The sequence below is a fragment of the Corynebacterium tuberculostearicum genome, assembly GCF_046097255.1.
Taxonomy (GTDB): domain Bacteria; phylum Actinomycetota; class Actinomycetes; order Mycobacteriales; family Mycobacteriaceae; genus Corynebacterium; species Corynebacterium tuberculostearicum_J.
This window is the reverse complement of the sequence record NZ_CP175770.1, coordinates 1,383,344-1,402,773: the sequence shown is the minus strand read 5'-3', so window position 1 is coordinate 1,402,773 and position 19,430 is coordinate 1,383,344. Positions and strand designations below refer to the sequence as shown.

The 19,430-nt window shown below is 63.1% G+C and carries 18 protein-coding genes; 7 read left to right on the top strand and 11 right to left on the bottom strand.

Annotation, left to right across the window (positions count from 1 at the left end; translation table 11 throughout):
- Nucleotides 1–9 precede the first annotated feature (9 nt).
- From glgX to ACKFRY_RS06675, 4 genes are all read left to right on the top strand, one after another.
- Nucleotides 10–2,208 (top strand): glycogen debranching protein GlgX, encoded by a 2,199-nt coding sequence (gene glgX, locus ACKFRY_RS06690; protein WP_408922527.1) that lies wholly within the window; start codon nt 10–12, stop codon nt 2,206–2,208.
- Nucleotides 2,209–2,221: 13 nt separating this feature from the next.
- A complete protein-coding gene (locus tag ACKFRY_RS06685) occupies nt 2,222–3,553 on the top strand; it encodes an exonuclease domain-containing protein (protein WP_408922526.1) in 1,332 nt (443 codons plus the stop codon).
- An 80-nt stretch (nt 3,554–3,633) separates the two neighbouring features.
- Nucleotides 3,634–4,251 (top strand): hypothetical protein, encoded by a 618-nt coding sequence (locus tag ACKFRY_RS06680; protein ID WP_005324579.1) that lies wholly within the window; start codon nt 3,634–3,636, stop codon nt 4,249–4,251.
- Nucleotides 4,252–4,261: 10 nt separating this feature from the next.
- A complete protein-coding gene (locus tag ACKFRY_RS06675; RefSeq protein WP_005328829.1) occupies nt 4,262–5,260 on the top strand; it encodes a GTP pyrophosphokinase family protein in 999 nt (332 codons plus the stop codon).
- 21 nt (nt 5,261–5,281) lie between these two features.
- On the opposite strand, the gene ACKFRY_RS06670 is transcribed toward ACKFRY_RS06675, so the two are convergent.
- Genes ACKFRY_RS06670 through ilvA form a run of 4 tightly spaced genes read right to left on the bottom strand, consistent with a single transcriptional unit; the run spans nt 5,282 to nt 7,820 of the window.
- A complete protein-coding gene (locus tag ACKFRY_RS06670; protein ID WP_005324575.1) occupies nt 5,282–5,671 on the bottom strand; it encodes an RNA-binding S4 domain-containing protein in 390 nt (129 codons plus the stop codon).
- Nucleotides 5,672–5,911 (bottom strand): hypothetical protein, encoded by a 240-nt coding sequence (locus ACKFRY_RS06665; RefSeq protein ID WP_005324573.1) that lies wholly within the window; start codon nt 5,909–5,911, stop codon nt 5,672–5,674.
- 2 nt (nt 5,912–5,913) lie between these two features.
- On the bottom strand, nt 5,914–6,552 hold the full coding sequence (locus ACKFRY_RS06660) for a YigZ family protein (protein WP_408922525.1): 639 nt from the start codon (nt 6,550–6,552) through the stop codon (nt 5,914–5,916).
- Complete coding sequence (gene ilvA / locus ACKFRY_RS06655; protein ID WP_408922524.1) at nt 6,552–7,820, bottom strand: threonine ammonia-lyase IlvA; 1,269 nt, start codon at nt 7,818–7,820, stop codon at nt 6,552–6,554. Before ilvA ends, ACKFRY_RS06660 begins: the two co-directional genes overlap by 1 nt.
- Nucleotides 7,821–7,919: 99 nt before the next feature.
- Between ilvA and ACKFRY_RS06650 the strand changes: the two genes are divergently transcribed.
- A complete protein-coding gene (locus ACKFRY_RS06650; protein ID WP_408922523.1) occupies nt 7,920–9,785 on the top strand; it encodes a choice-of-anchor I family protein in 1,866 nt (621 codons plus the stop codon).
- Between the two features lie 62 nt (nt 9,786–9,847).
- On the top strand, nt 9,848–10,333 hold the full coding sequence (locus tag ACKFRY_RS06645; RefSeq protein ID WP_005324567.1) for a hypothetical protein: 486 nt from the start codon (nt 9,848–9,850) through the stop codon (nt 10,331–10,333).
- A 49-nt stretch (nt 10,334–10,382) separates the two neighbouring features.
- Here ACKFRY_RS06645 and ACKFRY_RS06640 read toward each other — a convergent pair whose 3' ends face one another.
- Nucleotides 10,383–11,573 carry a cobalamin-independent methionine synthase II family protein gene (locus ACKFRY_RS06640; protein WP_408922522.1) on the bottom strand — a complete coding sequence of 397 codons (1,191 nt, stop codon included), beginning with the start codon at nt 11,571–11,573 and terminating at the stop codon, nt 10,383–10,385.
- 72 nt (nt 11,574–11,645) lie between these two features.
- On the bottom strand, nt 11,646–15,218 hold the full coding sequence (dnaE, locus tag ACKFRY_RS06635; RefSeq protein ID WP_408922521.1) for a DNA polymerase III subunit alpha: 3,573 nt from the start codon (nt 15,216–15,218) through the stop codon (nt 11,646–11,648).
- A gap of 45 nt (nt 15,219–15,263) precedes the next feature.
- Between dnaE and rarD the strand changes: the two genes are divergently transcribed.
- Nucleotides 15,264–16,115, top strand: a complete 852-nt coding sequence (rarD, locus tag ACKFRY_RS06630) for an EamA family transporter RarD (protein ID WP_040425232.1) — start codon at nt 15,264–15,266, stop codon at nt 16,113–16,115.
- Here the strand turns inward: rarD and ACKFRY_RS06625 are convergent.
- The 5 genes from ACKFRY_RS06625 to lspA are packed head-to-tail and all read right to left on the bottom strand — an operon-like array spanning nt 16,102 to nt 19,425.
- A complete protein-coding gene (locus ACKFRY_RS06625; protein WP_200435451.1) occupies nt 16,102–16,371 on the bottom strand; it encodes a permease in 270 nt (89 codons plus the stop codon). The two genes, rarD and ACKFRY_RS06625, sit on opposite strands and share 14 nt — an antisense overlap.
- Before the next feature lie 9 nt (nt 16,372–16,380).
- A complete protein-coding gene (locus ACKFRY_RS06620) occupies nt 16,381–17,421 on the bottom strand; it encodes an HNH endonuclease signature motif containing protein (RefSeq protein ID WP_250412561.1) in 1,041 nt (346 codons plus the stop codon).
- Nucleotides 17,422–17,481: 60 nt separating this feature from the next.
- Nucleotides 17,482–18,018 (bottom strand): hypothetical protein, encoded by a 537-nt coding sequence (locus tag ACKFRY_RS06615; RefSeq protein WP_005328865.1) that lies wholly within the window; start codon nt 18,016–18,018, stop codon nt 17,482–17,484.
- Entirely contained in the window at nt 18,015–18,941 is a 927-nt protein-coding gene (locus ACKFRY_RS06610) for an RluA family pseudouridine synthase (protein WP_005324559.1), read from the bottom strand. Before ACKFRY_RS06610 ends, ACKFRY_RS06615 begins: the two co-directional genes overlap by 4 nt.
- Nucleotides 18,934–19,425 carry a signal peptidase II gene (lspA, locus tag ACKFRY_RS06605; RefSeq protein WP_394371979.1) on the bottom strand — a complete coding sequence of 164 codons (492 nt, stop codon included), beginning with the start codon at nt 19,423–19,425 and terminating at the stop codon, nt 18,934–18,936. The genes ACKFRY_RS06610 and lspA overlap by 8 nt, the downstream gene beginning before the upstream one ends.
- Nucleotides 19,426–19,430: the final 5 nt, after the last annotated feature.

Below are 19,430 nucleotides of genomic sequence, written 5' to 3'. Positions count from 1 at the left end.
CTCGTGGGCATGAACACTCCCGCCATGGACGCAGTCCCCACGCCCACCGAGCGCTACGGCCGCCAAATTTGGCCTGGCAAACCCACCCCGCTGGGATCCACCTTTGATGGATCCGGCACCAACTTTGCCTTGTTTTCCGAGATAGCCGACAAGGTCGAGCTCTGCCTCATCGACAAAGAAGGCAACGAGGAACGCATCGAAATGTCGGAGGTCACCGCCCATGTGTGGCATATTTACCTCCCCAATGTCACCCCTGGCCAGCGCTATGGCTACCGCGTCTATGGCCCCTATGAACCAGAAAACGGCCTGCGCTGCGACCCTTCCAAGCTCCTTGTAGACCCCTATGCCAGGGCGTTCGACGGCGAATTCGACGGCGATGCCTCCCTTTACTCCTATGACATCCATGCCGAGGAACCCGGCACCGGCCGCAACGAGGAAGACTCGCTGGGCCACACCATGCTGTCGGTGGTCATTAACCCCTTCTTTGATTGGCGCAGCGACCACCGTCCCCATATTCCGGATAATGAAAAGGTCATCTACGAAACCCATGTCAAGGGTATGACCATGACCCACCCGGACGTGCCGGAAGAGCTCCGCGGCACGTATGCCGGCATGGCCCACCCTGCCGTCATTGACTACTTCAAAGAGCTTGGCGTTACCACCGTTGAGCTCATGCCCGTCCACCAATTCCTGCAGGACGATCGCCTGCGCAACCTGGGGCTGCGCAACTACTGGGGCTATAACACCTTCGGTTTTTTCGCCCCGCACCATGACTATGCCTTTGCCAAGAAGCCGGGCGAGGTGGTCTCCGAGTTCAAGTCCATGGTTCGCGCCTTCCACGAGGCCGGCATCGAGGTCATCCTCGACGTGGTTTATAACCACACCGCCGAGGGCAATCACATGGGCCCGACCATTGCTTTCCGCGGCATCGACAATGGCGCCTACTATCGCCTCGTCGAGGGCGATGAGGCCCACTACATGGATTACACCGGCACCGGCAATTCCCTCAATGTCCGCCACCCGCACTCGCTGCAGATGATTATGGATTCGCTGCGCTACTGGGTTACGGAGATGCGTGTCGATGGCTTCCGCTTCGACCTGGCGGCGACCTTGGCGCGGGAGCTTGACGACGTCGATAAGCTCGCGACCTTCTTCGACCTTGTACAACAAGATCCCATTGTCAGCCAGGTTAAGCTCATCGCCGAGCCCTGGGACATTGGTCACGATGGCTACCAGGTGGGCAACTTCCCGCCAATTTGGAGCGAATGGAACGGCAAGTACCGCGATACCGTGCGCGACTTCTGGCGCGGCGAGCCCGCTACCCTAGGTGAATTCGCCTCCCGCCTGACCGGCTCTTCGGACCTCTATGCCGATAATGACCGCCGCCCTACCGCCTCCATCAACTTCATCACCGCTCACGATGGTTTTACCTTGCGCGATCTCGTTTCCTATAACGACAAGCACAATGAGGCCAATGGCGAGGACAACCGCGACGGCGAATCTTTCAACCGCTCCTGGAATTGCGGTGAAGAAGGCCCCACCGATAATGATGAAATCCGCAAGCTGCGCCGCCGCCAGGCCCGCAACTTCCTAACCACTCTCCTGCTTTCCCAGGGCACTCCCATGCTCTCGCATGGCGATGAATTCGGCCGCACGCAGGACGGAAATAATAACGTCTACTGCCAGGACAACGAGCTGTCGTGGATGGACTGGTCCATGCTGGAAGAAGAAAAATCCGCCGCGATGCTGGGCTTTACCAAGCGCGTGCTGTCCATTCGCAACCACCACCCCGTCTTCCGCCGCAAGCGCTTCTTGGCCGGCGGCCCACTCGGTGCTGATGTCAAGGAACGCGATATCGCCTGGCTGGTTCCTTCGGGCCGCCTGATGACCCAGGACGACTGGGACCACGATTTCGGCCGCGCCCTCATGGTCTGCCTCAATGGCAATGCCATCACGGAAACCACCGCCCGCGGCGAGCGCATCACCGATGATTCCTTCATCATGATCTTCAACTCCCATGACGGCGAAATCGAGTTCACCCTGCCCACTAAGGATCTCGGCGCTACGTGGCGGCTGATGGTCGATACCGCCGATTCCGGCGGCTACCCCGCGGAGGAAACCCTCATTGAGGCAGAGGGTACGATCACGGTGCAGCCGCGTTCAACGCTGATTCTGCGTCAGATTGAACCGCCCATCTTCGATTCCTAAAGAAAGGCCCCTCGTGTCATTTCCCGCGCACGGCGCACTCATCGATGTCACAGCGGATAAACTCGTGCTCCACCGCACCCTGCTGGCCACCAGCCTCGGCGCCCCCGCCACGCAGGATATCCCGCTTGAGTCCATCGACACCGTGCGCGTGAGTGAACCGACCGCCACCGGCTTCGGCGCCCTCGAGTTGGGCGCCGCCGGCACTATCGCCTTCGCCCCGCACCAAGACCCGCAGGCAGTCGCCCGCGCCATTTCCGCCGCACAGCGCGGCGAAGCGCCCTCCTCCGCCGCCACCATTCCCGGCCTAGATTTCACCGCCGTGGACGTGGAAACGGCCAACGACAACTGGGGCTCTATCTGCCAAATTGGCGCGGTGCGCTTCCGCGACGGCCAGGAGACCGACTCCCGGTCCTGGCTGTGCACCCCTCCACCAGGCCTAGAGCACTTTGCCGATATCAACGTCTCCATCCACGGCATTACCGCGGACGATGTGAAAGGAGCGCCGGCTTTTGCCGACGTCGCCAAGGAGCTCTTCGATTTCCTCGGCGGCGACGTGCTTGTCGCCCACAACGCCCAGTTCGATTCCACCGCGCTGCGCACCGGCCTGCTTACTGCCGGTGCCGAGGTGCCCACCGTGCCGCTGGCCTGCTCTCTCGCACTGTCCCGCGACGCTTCCAAGGCCAAGGTTATTTCGGTGCGCAACCACAAGCTGCCCACCGTCGCCGCCCACCTGTCTGCGCCGGACTTCAGCCACCACGACGCCACCGAGGATGCCCGTGCGGCCGGCGAAATCATCGCCCGTTTGGCCGAGCGCTTCGGACACACCGGCAGCATCCGCGACCTATTCACCGCCCGCGAATTCACCTTGGGTCGCCTCGACCCCGAGGCCATCCTGCCCGTCCTGCGTGCTCACACCGCCCCCACCTCCGGCGCGGACCTCGGCGCTGGCACCGACTTCCGCGACCAGACCCGCGCAGCCGGTGCCAAGAAAAAGAAGCCCAGCGGTCCTGCCCCCTGGCAGGCCGTCGCCACCCCGGACACAATCCCGGAGCCCAACCCCGACGCCGACCCGGAGGGCGCACTCTACGGCCAGCATGTCACCCTCACCGGCGATTTCGAGCCCTATGACAAGGGCGTGCTGTGGCAGGGCATCGCCGAGCGCGGTGGCCAAGTGGCAAAGAACGTCACCAAAAAGTCCACCCTGCTCATCGTGGGCGAATGGGCCAAGAAGACCTCCAAGGAAAAGCGCGCAGAGGAGCTGCAGGCCAAGGGCCAAGAAATCGACATCTGGCCGGCCGATAAGCTCTTTGCTGAGCTGCAGCTCGACGCCGAGCCACCCTTCTAGACCCACCCGGGGAACCAAACAGCGGTTTCTCCAGTCCAATAAAGGCGACCGCACCCTACCGCCACACTGGAGAACCCGCCGTGACCGTCGCCCTGCGCCCGCCTCGTCCCACCACCGCGAACCTGCTGCCTGCGCTCTTTGCCCGCTCGTGGCTGAAGGAACAGCGGCTTTCCGACGACGGCTTCTGCGACTCCCTCGCCACCATCCAGCTCTCCCCCAGCCTGTCCATGGCGCTGGTCTTTCCCGGCAAGCAGACCTTTCGCCGGCTGAGTCACCGCGGCCTCGCAGACATGGACATCTCCACGCGCCGCGCATGGAACCACGCCTCGCATAATCTGCAGCGCGCCGCCCTCGATTCGCAAGGGTTGCGTTTTTGGACCCGGCCTGCCGCCTGCGAGCTGCCTTCCGCCGCTCGTTTCGGTGGCTTGCAGGTGCGCTCCCACGGCGCACCGATTTCCTCCTGGATTGCCCACCCAGAGACCTTTACCGTGTTGGACAAGCACATGCGCCGGCTCCTGCGATCGCACTCCCTGACCTACCTAGTTCCGGACTCCGCCACGCTCTTTGCCTTTGCCCACCTGCCGGACACCTATGCCCGCCAGCTGGCCGCCGATGCCGTCGCGCGCGTGCCCCGCCATCGCACCGTGCTCCACCCACGCCCGCTAGTATGGTCTAACGGATTCCCGCGGGAGTTATGAAAGGAGCACTATGCCGGAAAGTAGGATGTCGCGGCTGAGCAACCAGTACCACGACTGGGCGCGCAGCCACCCCACCGCCGCGGTGGACTTCCGCACCGCCATCGAGGACCTCCTCAATGACGCCGGCATCATCTTTGACCGCGTCTCTACCCGCGTAAAGACCTGGCCCTCGCTGAAGGCGAAGGCCAAGAAGCGCCGGGAGAACGGCGATTTTGTCTATCCCCAGCCCTGGCAGGAGATCCACGATGTGATGGGCGTGCGCGTGACGTTGTATCACTCCACCGCCATCCCGCAAGCGCTCAACGTCTTTGGGGAGTCTTTCCACGTGGAGCGCTCCGTAGACAAGGCGGCCGAAACTCGCATCTCTGGCGGCTTTGGCTACGGCTCCCACCACCTGGTGCTTACCGTGACCGAAGATAGCGCGGCTGCGATGGAAGAGCTCGCCGCCTACGTGGGATGGACTTTTGAGGTGCAGATTCGCACCGTCCTGCAGCACGCATGGGCGGAATTTGAGCACGATATCCGCTATAAGCAGGGACCGAACCCGCCCTCGCCGGAGGTAGATCGCCTCTTTACCTTGGCCGCCGGCCTTATCGAGCTCGCCGACCAGCAATTCGATGAGATCGCCGCCCTCAAGGCCCCCGATACAGAAACCGACAAGGACGTGGAACTTACCGCCGAGACCCTGCCGGGCGTGCTCGCCATCATTTTGGGTAACCGCTTCCCGCTCTCGCGCTCGGAGCACTACCGCTTCTTGGCGGAGCTCCTGGAACAGAACGGCGTGCGCCACCTAGGCCAGCTTGAGCAGTTGCTGGATGACACCGCCATTGCCCACGTCCACGACGCCATGCGCTACCGTTTCCGCCCCGGCCAGGTGCGGCTTATCGACGACCTGCTGCTCAACAAGTTTGGCAAGCAACACATCGAGGCCACCGCCGAATCCGGCGACCGCCCAGGCCGCAAGCGGCGGCTTACTGCGCGCCTGAAAGCCCTGCGCGCCGCCCACTAGCCGCGCGGTAATTTCGGCGACTTACCGGAAACCGCCGCGGAATTTCTCCATATCGCGGCGCTCCTTCTTCGTCGGCCGACCGGCACCGCGCGGGCGCACGGGAACCGACGGCAGAAACTCCTTGGGCGGCGGCGGTGGCGCGTGGTCCGTATAGCAGGTACGCGCGACGGGCGCGCCGACGCGCTTAGCGACGGTCGCTAAAACCTCGAGGTCATGCTCATGGTGGTTGCGCCACACGCGCACGCGGTCGCCCGGCACCACCTGTTGGGAAGGCTTGACGGCCTCGCCGTTTATCTTCACGTGCCCGGCGCGCACGGCCGTCGCGGCCGCGGACCGGGTTTTAAACATGCGAACGGCCCACACCCAGGCATCGATCCTGACGGGGCGGCCGCTAGGTTGCGGTGCCGGCATCTAGTACTGGTTGTGGTTCTCGTTGACGATTTTCTGGATCTTCAGCCAGTTATAGCCGCCACCTGCGACGGCAACGATGGCACCAATTAGCATCCAGGCCCAGAAGTTAGCCGAAAGCACGCCGAGCACTACGCCCACACCAATGCCGCCGGCCACGCATACGACGGCGTTGCGGGAGTGCTTGCGCACCTGCTGCTTGCGCTGCGCAATGGGGTTATTCGGTCGCTGCTGCATAGTCATGGTCAGGATCCTACCTCAACCCACGCGCTGCCGGCCTCTGCCGCTTCGAGCTGGCCCTGCGAGATCGCTGCGAGCGTAGCTTCCAGCTCGTCCAGCCCGCCTGGGCGCACGGCCAGCGTAAAGGTTACCGCGGCCGCATAGGCGGTATCGGTTATCTCATAGCCGCGCCCGCGCAGGTCCGCCTTTACCCGCCCGGCCGTCGCATGCGGGCACTCCACCGCATAAAGCTCCCGGCGCGCCCTGGTTACCGCGCGCACCTTCTCCATGGCCTCGCTCACCGCGCCGCCATAGGCATGCACCAGCCCGCCGGCCCCCAGCTTGATGCCGCCGAAGTAGCGCACGACCACCGCGCACACATCGAGCATGCCGGAGCCTTTGACCACATCCAGCATGGGTTTTCCGGCCGTGCCGGAGGGCTCGCCGTCATCGGAAGAGCGCTCCACCGGGTTCGCGCCATCAACGTGGTAGACGTAGGCGGAGCAATGGTGGCGGGCGTCGGGAAAGCGGCTGCGGGCGGCGTCGATAAACGCACGTGCTTCTTCCTCGTTGGTGACGCGGCCGATCAAAGTAATGAACCGGGAGCGCTTAATTTCAATTTCGTGTTCAACCTGGCCCACTGGGCGACGATAAGAATCCTGCATTAGGCCACGAGGAATTCGTACTCGGGGGTGCCGGGCTTGAGGTACTGCACCGAAATCTTGGATTCTTCCATGCGCTCTAGCAGGCCCTGGAGATCCTCGGCACGGCTAAGCTGCAGGCCCACCAGCGCAGCGCCCGTCTCGCGGTTATTGCGCTTGAGATATTCAAAGAGCGTGATGTCATCGGTCGGGCCCAAAATCTCGTGCAAGAAGTGGCGCAATTGGCCCGGCTCCTGCGGGAAATTCACCAGGAAATAATGCTTCAGGCCGCGGTGAACCAGGGAGCGTTCCATGATTTCGGCGTAGCGCAGCACATCATTATTGCCGCCGGAAATTACGCACACCACCGTCGCGCCCGGTTCCAGGTCCAATTGGTGCAGGCCCGCTACCGACAGTGCGCCGGCCGGCTCCGCAATGATGCCCTCATTTTGATACAGGTTGAGCAGGTCCGTGCACACCGCGCCCTCGGACACGGTGTCGAAGCTCAGGCGCTCGCGATTGGCCTGCAAAATCTCATAGGGCAGCGCGCCTAGGCGCTTGACGGCCGCGCCATCCACGAAGGGGTCGACCTCCTCCAGCGTGACCGGTCCGCCGTGGTCAAACGCCGCTCTTAGCGACGCCGCCCCCTCCGGCTCCATACCCACCACCCGGGTCCGCGGCGCCATATCCGCCACATAGAAGGTGATGCCAGAAATCAGGCCGCCGCCACCCACAGGAACGACGATGGTATCGAGCGACTTGCCCTTGGCCGAAAGCTGCGCCAGAACCTCCGCCGCGACCGTGCCTTGTCCAGTGATGGTATCGCGGGCGTCGAAGGGCTCGATGAAGGTGGCGTCGCGCTCGGCGGCGTCGGCATGCGCGGCCGCGGCTGCCTCATCGAAGTTGGCGCCGACCACCACCAGCTCCACCTGGTCACCGCCATGAACCAGGATGCGGTCGCGCTTTTGCATCGGCGTGGGCTCCGGCACGAAAATCTTGCCGGCAATGCCCATCGTGCGGCAGGCATAAGCCACACCCTGCGCATGGTTGCCGGCCGAGGCCGTAACAATTCCCCGGCCGCGCTCTTCCCGGGGAACATTCGACATACCGTTTAACGCGCCGCGAATCTTATAGGAGCGCACGTCCTGCAGATCCTCCCGCTTGAGATAGACCTCGCAGCCCGTCTCGGCCGACAGCCGGGCGCAGTACTGCAGCGGAGTCGGGGCGATTTCCGAGCTAATCCGCGCCTGCGCCTGCTGGATATCGGATGCATGGATGGTCGAATCAGTCATGTCTTGACAGTCTACCCATTCACTGGAAATTCACTGTCCTTTAGTTGCACCGTTACCTCCATCAGCAATAGTGGACATAACCACAAGAAAGGAATACTTATGCTCAAGCGCATCTCTCTCTGCGTTACCTCCTCGCTCGTCCTCGCCTGTGCCCCGGCCGCCCACGCCCATATCGTGGATAACGTGCTGGAACACTCCGCCCCCAACGCGGCACTGCAGCTGACCCCCATCGGTTCCCATGAATCCGGCGTGCTGGGCAAATCCGCCGCCGAAATCGTCGCCTACCACGCTGCGTCCCAGCGCATCCTCACCGTCAATGCGCGCTCTGGCGAGGTCGATATCCTGGACGCCTCCGATCCCACTAAGCCGCGCAAGATCGGCGCCCTCTCCGCCGGCGGGGACAAGGAAATCAACTCCGTGGCCGTGCGCCCCGATGGCCTGGCCGTCGCCGCGGTGCAGCAGGCGGACAAAACCGATAACGGCGAGGCGCTGTTCTTCAATGCCGAAACCGGCGAGGAGCTTGGGCGCGTGGGCGTTGGCGCCCTGCCCGATAACGTGCACCTCACCGCCGACGGCCGCCACGCGCTGGTTGCCAACGAGGGCGAGCCTTCCGACGCCCTCAACGCCGAGGGCACCGCCTACCTCAAGGACCCAGAGGGCTCCATTTCTGTCATCAGCCTGCCCGAGGACGTCGCAGCGCCCGCGCTTGACGACGTCCACACGGCCGACTTCACCGCCTTTGATACCGCCGACCTCGACCCCTCGATCCGTGTCTTCGGCCCTTCCGCGCACCACAACCTACCCTCGCGGGACTTCGAACCGGAATACATTTCTTCCGCGGGCGGCAAGGCCTACGCCACGCTGCAGGAAAACAACGCCATCGCGGTCATCGATATCGAATCCGCCACCGTAGAAAAGGTAATCCCCGCTCATATCGCGGACCACTCCCAGATGCCGCTGGATCCGTCCAATAAGGATGACGCCGCGGAGCTGCGCACCATTCCGGTCAAGGGCCTGTCCATGCCGGACTCCATCGGCGCCTTCGAGGCGGAGGGCCAGACTTATTTCGCCACCGCCAACGAGGGCGATGCCCGCGAGTGGGGAGGCTATACCGACGAAGTAGAGCTCAAGGACCTAGTAAAGGACGGCAAGGTCTGCGACGATCTCGAGCTTCCCGAGGGCATTGAGGATAAGAAGTTTGCCGGCAACCTCAAACTCACCAACGCTTCTGGCTGGAACGAAGAAAAAGAGTGCTTCGACGACCTGTATTCCTATGGCTCACGCTCCTTTAGCATCTACGACGCCGAGGGCAACGTCGTCTTCGACTCCGGTGCGGACTTCGAGAACATCACTAAGGATATGCCCGGCCTGAACTTCAACGCTGATAACGAGGATCCGGATTTCGATGACCGCTCCGATAACAAGGGACCAGAGCCGGAAGCCTTGACCATCGGCAAGGTTGGCGATCGCACCTATGCCTTCATCGGCGCAGAGCGCGTGGGCGGCATCTTTGTCTATGACGTAACCACTCCCGCCGAGGCAAAATTTGTCACCTACGTCAACAATCGCGATTTCTCCGTTGGCTACGACGAGGACGATGTTGCTGCAACCACCAAGGCCGGCGACCTCGGACCAGAGGGTCTAGCCTTCGTTCCCGCCGCTGACTCCCCTGCCGAGGACGCCCTTCTCATCGCCGGCAACGAGGTATCCGGCACCACCACCGTGTTCTCCGTCAAGGACCTGCTTGCCGACGCCTCCGACAACCCCGACTCCCCTACCGCATCCGGCAGCTCCGACGGTTCCAGCAACAGCAGCAGCGGCAGCAGCGTCGCTGCCGGCGTGGGCATCGTGGCTGGTTTGGTAGGTCTTGGCGCCCTGATTGGCGGGGCGCTGGGCTTCCTGCCGAAGACCGTCGACGAGTTCTATGCGCTGTTGCCGGCGCAGGTGCGCAAGCTATTGCCATAGACCTTCCGGGATTTACCTGCTAAATTGTTTGAGGCTAATACCTCTCACTCTAAAGGAGAACCATGCGCAACCGTCTCAGCACTTCGCTCGTCGCCGCCACCGCCGTGGCAGCGGGCCTCGTTGCACCAGCAACCGCTTCTGCCGCAGAAGATAAGCCGAAGGAGATTTCGGCCGAATGCCAGGCCGAGGTCGACAACGCCAAGGAAGAGCACCTCAAGAAGATTGAGAGCGGCGAGCTCGGATCTTCCGCCCGCACCCCGCAGGAGCTCATGCAGGGCCTGGCCAACGGCTACGGCTCTTCCGGAATGCCAAAGGAGCCGGACTGCGTAGCCGAGGAAGCAGAGGCGCAACAGATCGAGGCACTCAAGCGCCTGCCTATCTGGGGTTCCTCTTCCCCAGAGAAGTTCCTCGAGGTCATGAGCTGGGTTACCGTGGCTGCCAGCCTCGTTGCCGCGCTGCTGCAGGCCTTCACCATGGTTGCCAAGGTGAACCCGGCCGTGCTGGAGCCGATGAAGAATGCCCTCAAGCAGCTGGGCGTGCGCTTCTAAGCACTGAATAATTTAGCCGCTCCGGAGCTCCGGAGCGGCTTTGTGTGTTTTAGAAGAGTTCGCGGGTAGCAATCTCCGCGCCCTCGACCAAGGACTGCAACTTCGCCCAGGCAATCTGGGGGTGCAGGCGGCCGCCCAAGCCGCAATCGGTCGACGCGATGACGTTTTCGGGGCCGACTACCTCAGCGAATTGGATGATGCGATCGGCCACGAGGCGCGGATGCTCTACCGCGTTGGTGGAGTGAGATACCACGCCCGGGTAAATCACAGTGCCTTCGGGCAGCGCGTGGTCCTGCCACACGCGCCACTCATGCGCGTGGCGCGGCGAAGCGGCCTCGAAGGAGAATCCGCCGACCTCGGCACGCAGAATTTCCTCGATGATATCCGCAAAGGGCACGTCGGTAACGTGCGGGCCGTGCCAGGAGCCCCAGCAGATGTGCAGGCGCGTTTGTTCCTTGGGCAGGCCGGCGATGGAATCATTGAGGACGTCGATGCGCTCGCGAATAAAACCGCGGAAGTCCTTCACGGACGGCTCGGGATTGATTTGGTCCCAAGCCTCAGCCAAGTCGGGCGCGTCGAATTGCACAGTAAGCCCAGCGTCGGTGATGGCCTGGTATTCGGTACGCATGGCGCGGCCGACGTCGGCAAGCAGCTCATGCTCATCGTCGTAGTAGCGGTTGGTCAGGCGCGCTGCCGAGCCGGGCGAAAGGGCGGCGATGAAGCCGGGGGTGCCGGCCGGGAGGGCGTCGGCAAGCAAGCGCACATCGGCGGCGACCTCATCCTGGCCGATGTAGGTTACCGGTCCGGTAAACTCTGGGTTCGCCACCTTGGCGCGGCCGGTGAAGATGCCAGAATCCGGGTCATTATAGGCCTCCGAGAACAGCGCGCGGTCGCGGCGATCAATAAACGACGTCAGCCGCGGCTCACCCGGCTTAGAGCGCACCACCTCGGCCGATTCCCAGCGGTCGGTATCCGTCATCGTCAGCCCGCCCAGGCGGCTAAACGAATAATTCCACCACGCGCCATAATCCACCGCGCCAGAGGTGATATGGCCGTACTCGCCCTCGTTAATGATATCGAGGCCGAGATCGAGCTGCCGCTTGACGACGTCCGCCACCGCAGCCTCCAAAATCCCCTGAAACTCCGCGGCCGGCAGCTCCGCGCGCTGCAGGTTGGCTTCCAGCAGCTCCGGGGTGCGCGGCAGCGAGCCGACGTGGGTGGTGCGAATCTTGTTCACCATCAGGTTTCCTCCATCGTTATAGACTGTGCTGTCTAGATTAGTGGAGGGGGCCTGCCGCCGCCGAGTTTAAATTCAGCCTAATATGCCCGCACCCATGGTGGCCTTGAGGTCGCCCATGAGGTTGCCGGATCGCTCCACGCGCAGGTGGTCGCCGAGGATCATGGTGGTGGACTCGGAGCCGTCGACAAGCTCGAGGTACACATCCGACTCGCCCTGGTTTTTGAGCAGGACCTGCTTGAGGCGGGCAATATTCTCCATGGTGCACTGATCCGTGCGCATGGTCAGGCGCAGCGGCAGGCCGGCGCCACCGCCCGGGCCCAGCTCCGGCACGCGGATATCGGAGCAGAACAGCGAACGGCGCTCATCGCGCACCTTGACGTTGACACGCGCGAGGATGATATTGTCCTCCACGATCTGCGGGGCGACGAGCGAGTACACCTTGTTGAAGACCAGGATTTCCACCTGCGCGCCGTTGTGGTCTTCCACCGTGACAATGGCCCACGGCGAGCCATCACGCTTAGAGAAGCGACGGTCCACGCCCGAAATGATGCCGCCGATGATGAGCTCTTGGCCGTTATGCACCTCGTCGTTGAGGATCTTGGTCAGCGGGGTATCCGTCTGCGCGGCCAGCGCCTCCTCGAAGCCATCGAGTGGGTGGCCGGAAACATATAGACCCAGCATTTCGCGCTCGAGGGCGAGCTCGTGTTTGCGATCCCAGTTGTCTTCTGGAATGTCCAAGGCAAAAGCGTTGGAAGCCGCGTCGTCCTCTCCCCCGCCAATTCCAGCGAAGAGATTGAACTGTCCCTTATCCGCGGCCTTCTTGGTGGTTTGCACCGCATCCACCGCGTCCTCGTGGATGAGCATGAGGCCCTTGCGCGGGTGGTTCAAGTCATCGAAGGCGCCGGCCTTAATCAGCGCTTCTGTCACGCGCTTGGTGCAGGCAGCGAGCTCGATCTTGTCCAGGTAATCGCTAAAGGAGGTAAACGCGCCCTTGTCGTGGCGGGATTTGATGATGGATTCCACCACTTCCGAGCCCACATTGCGGATAGCGCCCATGCCGAAGCGGATATCCTCTCCCACCGCCTGGAAGTCCTCCTCGGACTCGTTGACGGACGGCGGCAGCACCTTGATGCCCAGGTGGCGGCAGTCCGATAGGTAGATGGCGGACTTATCTTTCTTATCGCCCACCGAGGTCAGCAGCGCGGCCATGTATTCCGGCGCGTAGTAAGCCTTGAGGTAGGCCGTCCAGAAGGACACCAAGCCGTAGCCCGCGGCGTGGGACTTGTTAAACGCGTAGGACGCGAAGGGCTCGATGGTGCCCCACAGCGCGTCCATGGCGGACTTGGAGTAGCCGTTTTCTTGCATGCCGCCCCAGAACTTGTCGTACTGCTGGGCCAGCACTTCGGGCTTCTTCTTACCCATTGCCTTACGGAAACCATCTGCCTCGCCGGCCGTGTAGTTGGCGACCTTCTGCGAGATACGCATGATCTGCTCCTGGTAGACGATAAGGCCGTAGGTCTCATCCAGGATTTCCTTGAGCGGCTCTTCCAACTCCGGGTGAATTGGGGTGATTTCCTTGCGGCCGTTCTTACGGTCCGCGTAGTCCCAGTGGGCGTTCACACCCATCGGGCCTGGGCGGTAGAGCGCAAGGGAGGCCACAATATCCTTAAAGCCGGTCGGCTTCATGCGCTTGAGCAGCTCCTGCATGCCGCCGGAGTCGAGCTGGAAGACGCCCAGCGTATCGCCGCGCGAGAGGAGGTCATAGACCTTGGAGACCTTGGGGTCGTCGGCATGCAGCTGCTCCAAGTGGATTTCTTCGCCGCGGTTGCGCTTGATGTTTTCAATCGCATCGCCGATAACGGTGAGGTTGCGCAGGCCCAAAAAGTCCATCTTCAGCAGGCCGATGGCCTCGCAGGCCGGGTAATCCCAGCCGGTGATATAAGCGCCGTCGGCCGGGCGCTTCCACATAGGAATGTGGTCCATGAGCCGGACCGAAGCCATAATCACCGCACAGGCGTGCACGCCCGCCTGCCTGACGACGCCCTCCAAGCCCCGCGCCGTGTCATAGATCTTTTTCACATCCGGGTCGGATTCCACCATCTGGCGGACCTCGGCGGCCTCTGAGTAGCGCTCGTGGTCCGGGTCCGTGATGCCCTTAAGCGGAATGTCCTTGGCCATGATGGCCGGCGGCAGCGCGCCGTTGATGCGGTCGGCCATCTGGAAGCCGGGCTGGCCAAAGTGCACCTTGGCCGAGTCCTTAATGGCCTGCTTAGTCTTCACCGTGCCGAAGGTAATAACCTGCGCCACCTTGTCCTCGCCCCAGCGCTCGGCCGCATAGGTGATCATTTCACCGCGACGGCGGTCGTCGAAGTCGATATCGATATCGGGTGCGGACGGGCGTTCTGGGTTCAAGAATCGCTCGAAGAGGAGATCGTGCTCCAGCGGGTCGATATTGGTAATGGTCAGCGCGTAAGCGACGAGCGCACCGGCCGCCGAACCACGGCCCGGCCCCACACGAATGCCCACGGAGCGCGCGTGCTTAATAAGCTCGGCCACGATGAGGAAGTAGGACGGGTAGCCCTTCATCTCAATAACGGAGATCTCATACTTGGCGCGCTCGATATACTCCTCCGGAACATCCTGGCCGGGGAAGCGCTCCTGCAGGCCCTCCATCACCTCGTGGGTGAGCCAGGAGGTTGGGGTATGGCCCTCGGGGACGTCGGCAATAGGCATGCGATCGTGGGTGTGTTCTTCCCAGATCTCGCCGTAGTCCTGCACGCGCTCGGCAATCCACAAGGTGTTATCACAGCCATCTGGAATCATATCGTCCCAGGTCTCGCGCATCTGCGCGGCCGACTTAATGTAGTAGCCGGTGCCGCCGAACTTGAAGCGGTCCGGATCCATGAACGTCTTGCCGGTCTGCACGCACAGCATCGCCTCGTGCGCCGGCGCCTGGGACTCCAACACGTAGTGGCAGTCATTGGTCACCAGCGGCGGCAAGTCCAGCTTGCGGCCGATTTCTAGCAGGCCATCGCGTGTGCGCTTTTCGATGTCCAGACCATGGTCCATCAACTCCAAAAAGAAGTTGTCCTTGCCGTAGATGTCCTGCCACATGGCCGCGGCCTCCAGCGCCTCGTTGAACTGGCCCAGGCGCAGGCGGGTCTGGACGTCGCCAGAGGGGCAACCGGTGGTGGCGATGATGCCGTCGGCATGCTCGGCGATGAGCTCGGCGTCCATGCGCGGCCACTTGCCCAACTGGCCTTCGTAGGAAGCCAGCGAGGACAAGGTAAAGAGGTTGCGCAGGCCGGTGGCATTCTCCGCGATCATCGTTTGGTGGAGGTAGGCACCGGACGCGGAGACGTCGTCGCGCTTTTGATCCGGCGTGCCCCACAGCACGCGCTTCTTATTGAAGCGGGATTCAGGCGCCATATAGGCCTCGATGCCGATGATCGGCTTGACGCCGGCACCGGTCATGCGGCGGTAGAAAGCATCAGAGCCATACATATTGCCGTGGTCGGTCATACCGACGGCCGGCATTTCTTGGCGAACCACCTCGTCGGCCAGCATATCGACCTTGGCCATGCCGTCCAGCATGGAAAACTCGGTGTGGTTGTGCAGGTGGACGAAGGAGGAGTTTTTGGCCATGCGGCTCATCATAGCGGGGCGGTCAAAATGGGCTATTATTTTGTGATGCTCTACACGCTCGCCGCCTACATCATGTGGGGATTTTTCCCCGCGTTCTTCCCCCTGTTGCTGCCGGCATCGCCGCTGGAAATCTTGGCTCACCGCGTGTTGTGGACCGCGGTGTTGGTTACGGGATTTTTGCTCCTCGGCGGCCGGTGGCGCGAAATGGCGCGCATGGACAAGCGCACGTGGGGTTGGCTTGCGGCCGCGGGTGTATTCATCACGGTCAATTGGGGCACCTACGTGGTGGCGATTAATAGCAACCACGTGGCCGATGCGGCGCTGGGCTATTTCATCAATCCCTTGGTGTCGGTCGCCCTCGGCATGGTGTTTTTGAAGGAACGACTGCGGCCGTGGCAGGCCGGCGCGGTGGGCGTTGCGGCCATCGCGGTGCTGTACTTGACGTTCTTTACCGGCCAGGCGCCATACATTTCGCTGCTGCTGGCCTTCAGCTTCGGCTTTTATGGGCTGCTCAAAAAGCAGGTCCGGGTATCCTCGGCCGTCTCGGTCGCGGCGGAGGCGCTCGTGATGTCACCGCTGGCGGTGGGCTACATCCTGTGGCTAGAAACAAGCGGCCAGGGCACATTCGCCAGCGAGGGAGTCGGCCACGCGCTGCTTTTGGTCAGCGCCGGCTTGATTACCGCGCTGCCGCTCCTCTGCTTTGCGGAGGGCGCACGGACACTGCGCTTATCGACGATCGGCATGCTCCAATACCTCACCCCCATCATGCAGATGCTGTGGGCTCTCTTTGTCACCCACGAGCACTTTTCGACGCACCGCTGGATCGGCTTCGGCATCATCGGCGTGGCGGTGGCGATTTACGTCGCCGACTTGGTGCGCATGGCTAGGAGCGCTTAAGTTCCTCGCGGGCGGCGCGGGCGCGGCGACGCGCCGCCTGTTCCTCTTCTGCGCGCAGCGCCCAGCGCGGCATCACCACGACGAGAAAAATGCCATAGGCACATACGATCCCGGAAAACACCAGCGTCATCGAGGTGCCGCCGGTGACAAGGCCGATGAAAAGCGCGATGCCGGAAACCACCACCGCGACCCACGCGGCGATATAGCCAAATTTGTAGTTGGGCATCCACTGCGAAAAGGGCTGGCGTGAGGACATAGGTCTAGTCTACGCGGTGGTCGTATTCGTGGGCCCGGTATCGACGAGGTCCGGTGGGGGCGGATCCCAGGGGTTAACCCAGCGAACGCCGCGGGCGGTGCGCTCGAAGCGGCCATTGCGCGGCGGGCCGGTGCGATGGTCATCATTGCGGCCGTTGTGATAGGCGCAGGCGGTGGTGAGGTTCTTCGCATTGGTCCACCCGCCGCCGGCCCAACTGAAGATGTGGTGAACCTGGCACTCATCGGCAGGCTTATTGCATCCCTTGACCGGGCAGGTGGGATTTTCCGCCGCGGCCATCATGAACTGCTTCCAGGTGGCCCCACGGCGCATGCGGTACAAGTTCACTGGGCCCTCTACGGGGTGGAGCAGGGTGACAAATCCCTCCTCGGCAAGCGCACGCTGGGCCAATTCAGCACCCGTAATCTGCGCGCCATTGGTCATGGTCAACACCACATCGTCGCTGCCATGGGCCACGCCAACCAACTTATCCAGTGGCACCACAACGTTGGTGCGCACGGTTGCGGCGGCGCCGGTACCGGTGCGGAAGAGGGAGGTGACGTCGGCAAGCGAACCGGCATGCTGGTGTAACTCGGCGATGAGTGCGGACGGCCCAGTGATGGACAGCGTCCAGGGTTTGCCGGCGGCGCGGCGGCGCAACCGCACCCCCGGCTTGGGTTCGCGCGGCGCGCGCATCTCGCGCAGCTTTTTGCGAGCACGCCTTTCCATCTCCCGCGTATCGCACGCGATATGGGTGAGCTCGGCGCGCAGGGCCCATGCGCGGGCTTGCGTGGGCGCGCGCCGGGCATGCTTTTCGATGACCGCCAGCGTCGGCAGCGAATGCCGGTTGCGGCGGGCCCCGTCCACCGCGCGGCGTTGGCGGCGGCGAAAGCTGGTGGTCCCGAAGTAGACCTGCGCGAGCTGCGCAATAGTGTCAGCCGTGGCATCGGGCATGCCGGCGGCGGTAAGGTCCGCGGCGGAGGCGTCGGCGGCCTCGGCGAGGAGGTCCATCGCCGAGTTGAGCGCCGCGATATAAGCCCGAATGTGTTCCATGCCCTCGATGCTAAAAGCGCTGGGCGGCCACCGCGCGCCACAGGTCCCAGGAGGGCGATATTAGCTGGGAGGGCGGATGGCGAAGCTGCCCCAGGCGGCGTCCGCGGGTGCGGGTTCGACGGCGGCGACGGAGGGGGTGGAGGCGACGTCGGCAAGCTGGGCGCCCGATCCCCACACCACGGCGGCGCTCACCGCGGTGGGGCGCTGGCCATAGGAGGCATCGATGCGGTCGAAGGCGCGTTGGATGACAGCGGCGCGGTCCTCGCCGGCGGTGGGTTCGGGGACGTCAATGGGGGCGGTGGAGCCGATAAGGATGGCATCCATGCGCGGGGCGGCGGCGACGGCGGCCGCGGCGGCTACGGGTGGCAAATCCTCGTCGAAGGTAACAAGGGCGTAGGCAGGCGCGTCCGGAATGTCGCTACCGGATACGCGCGCAATATACTCCGCGCGCGTCTCGCCATCCGGGCCGAGCTGATCGCCTTGTACTTGCGAAGAGGCCTGGGTCCCTAGGGCGCCAAAAAGCGCGAGCGCGGCCAAGAAAAGCACCGCAAGCACCGCCAGGGCCGCTAGCCGACGCCGCCGGTAGACCTTCCTCATCCCCGCAGAACCTCCAAAGCGTGCTCGAGATCGGCCGGGTACGGCGCTTCAATCTCGAACCACTTGCCGGTGCCGGGGTGGGTAAAGCCGAGCTTTACCGCGTGCAGCCATTGACGCTGAAGCCCAAGGCGCTTAGCCAAGTTGGGATCCGAGCCGTACATTGGGTCGCCCACGCACGGGTGGCCGGTGGCGGACATGTGCACGCGAATCTGGTGGGTGCGGCCGGTCTCTAGGTGCACCTCGATGAGGCTGGCCTCGCGGAAGGCCTCGATGAGGCTGTAATGGGTGATGGCCGCTTTGCCGTCGTCAAGCACGGCGAATTTCCAGCCCGACTTGGGGTGGCGGCCGATGGGCGCATCAACGGTGCCCTCGATGGGATCCGGCAGCCCCTGCACCACGGCGTGGTAGGTCTTTTTCACGCTGCGGTACTTAAAGGCGTGCTTGAGCGCGGAATAGGCGCGCTCCGAGGAAGCCACGACCATCACGCCTGACGTGCCCACATCGAGGCGGTGCACGATGCCCTTGCGCTCGGTCGGCCCGGACGAAGCCACGGTATAACCGGCCGCGCGCAGCCCACCAATCACCGTCGGCCCGTCCCACCCCACGCTGGGGTGCGCGGCCACGCCCACCGGCTTATGCACGCAGATGATATCGGCATCGTTGTAAAGCACGTCCATGCCCTCGACCAGCTCTTCGCGCGGCAGCAACGGCTTTTCTGGCTCCGGCAAAAGCACGGAGACCACGTTGCCGGAAGTCAATCGCTCGGATTTGCCCAGCTCTTGGGAATCGATGGTCACACTGCCCTCGGCGCACAGCTGCGCGGTGGCGCTGCGGGAAAGGCCAAGGAGCTTGGCCAGGGCGGCGTCGGCACGCATGCCTTCTAGGCCTTCAGGAATGGGGAAGCTGCGCATCTGCCTATTCATGCTCGGCCTTCCTTTCCTCCAGCACCATGGCGATAATGAACAGCACCACGCCGCAGGTAATGGCCGCGTCCGCAATATTGAACACGGCGAAAGAGCCGACCGAAATAAAGTCCACCACGTGCCCGAACCAGAAGCCGGGGGCGCGGAAGATGCGGTCAGCGAAATTACCCAACGCACCACCGGCGATGAGCGCTAGGCCCACCGCCTGGCCGGAGTGGGTAATGCGCGGGGCGGCAATGGCCACGCCGAGCACAAAGACCAGCTGGATAGTGGTAAAAAGCCACGTCGATCCCTCCCCGCCCATGGAAAAGGCCGCGCCAGGGTTAAAAAGCAGGGTAAACCGGAACCAATCCCCAATGACCGGCAGGGGCTCGCCCTCCGTAAGGATGGAGAGCATTATTTGTTTCACGGCTTGGTCCACCAGCGCCACGGCGATGACGACCGCGGCGATAAGTCCTGTCTTGCTCCTTCGTTTTTGACTCACCCGCT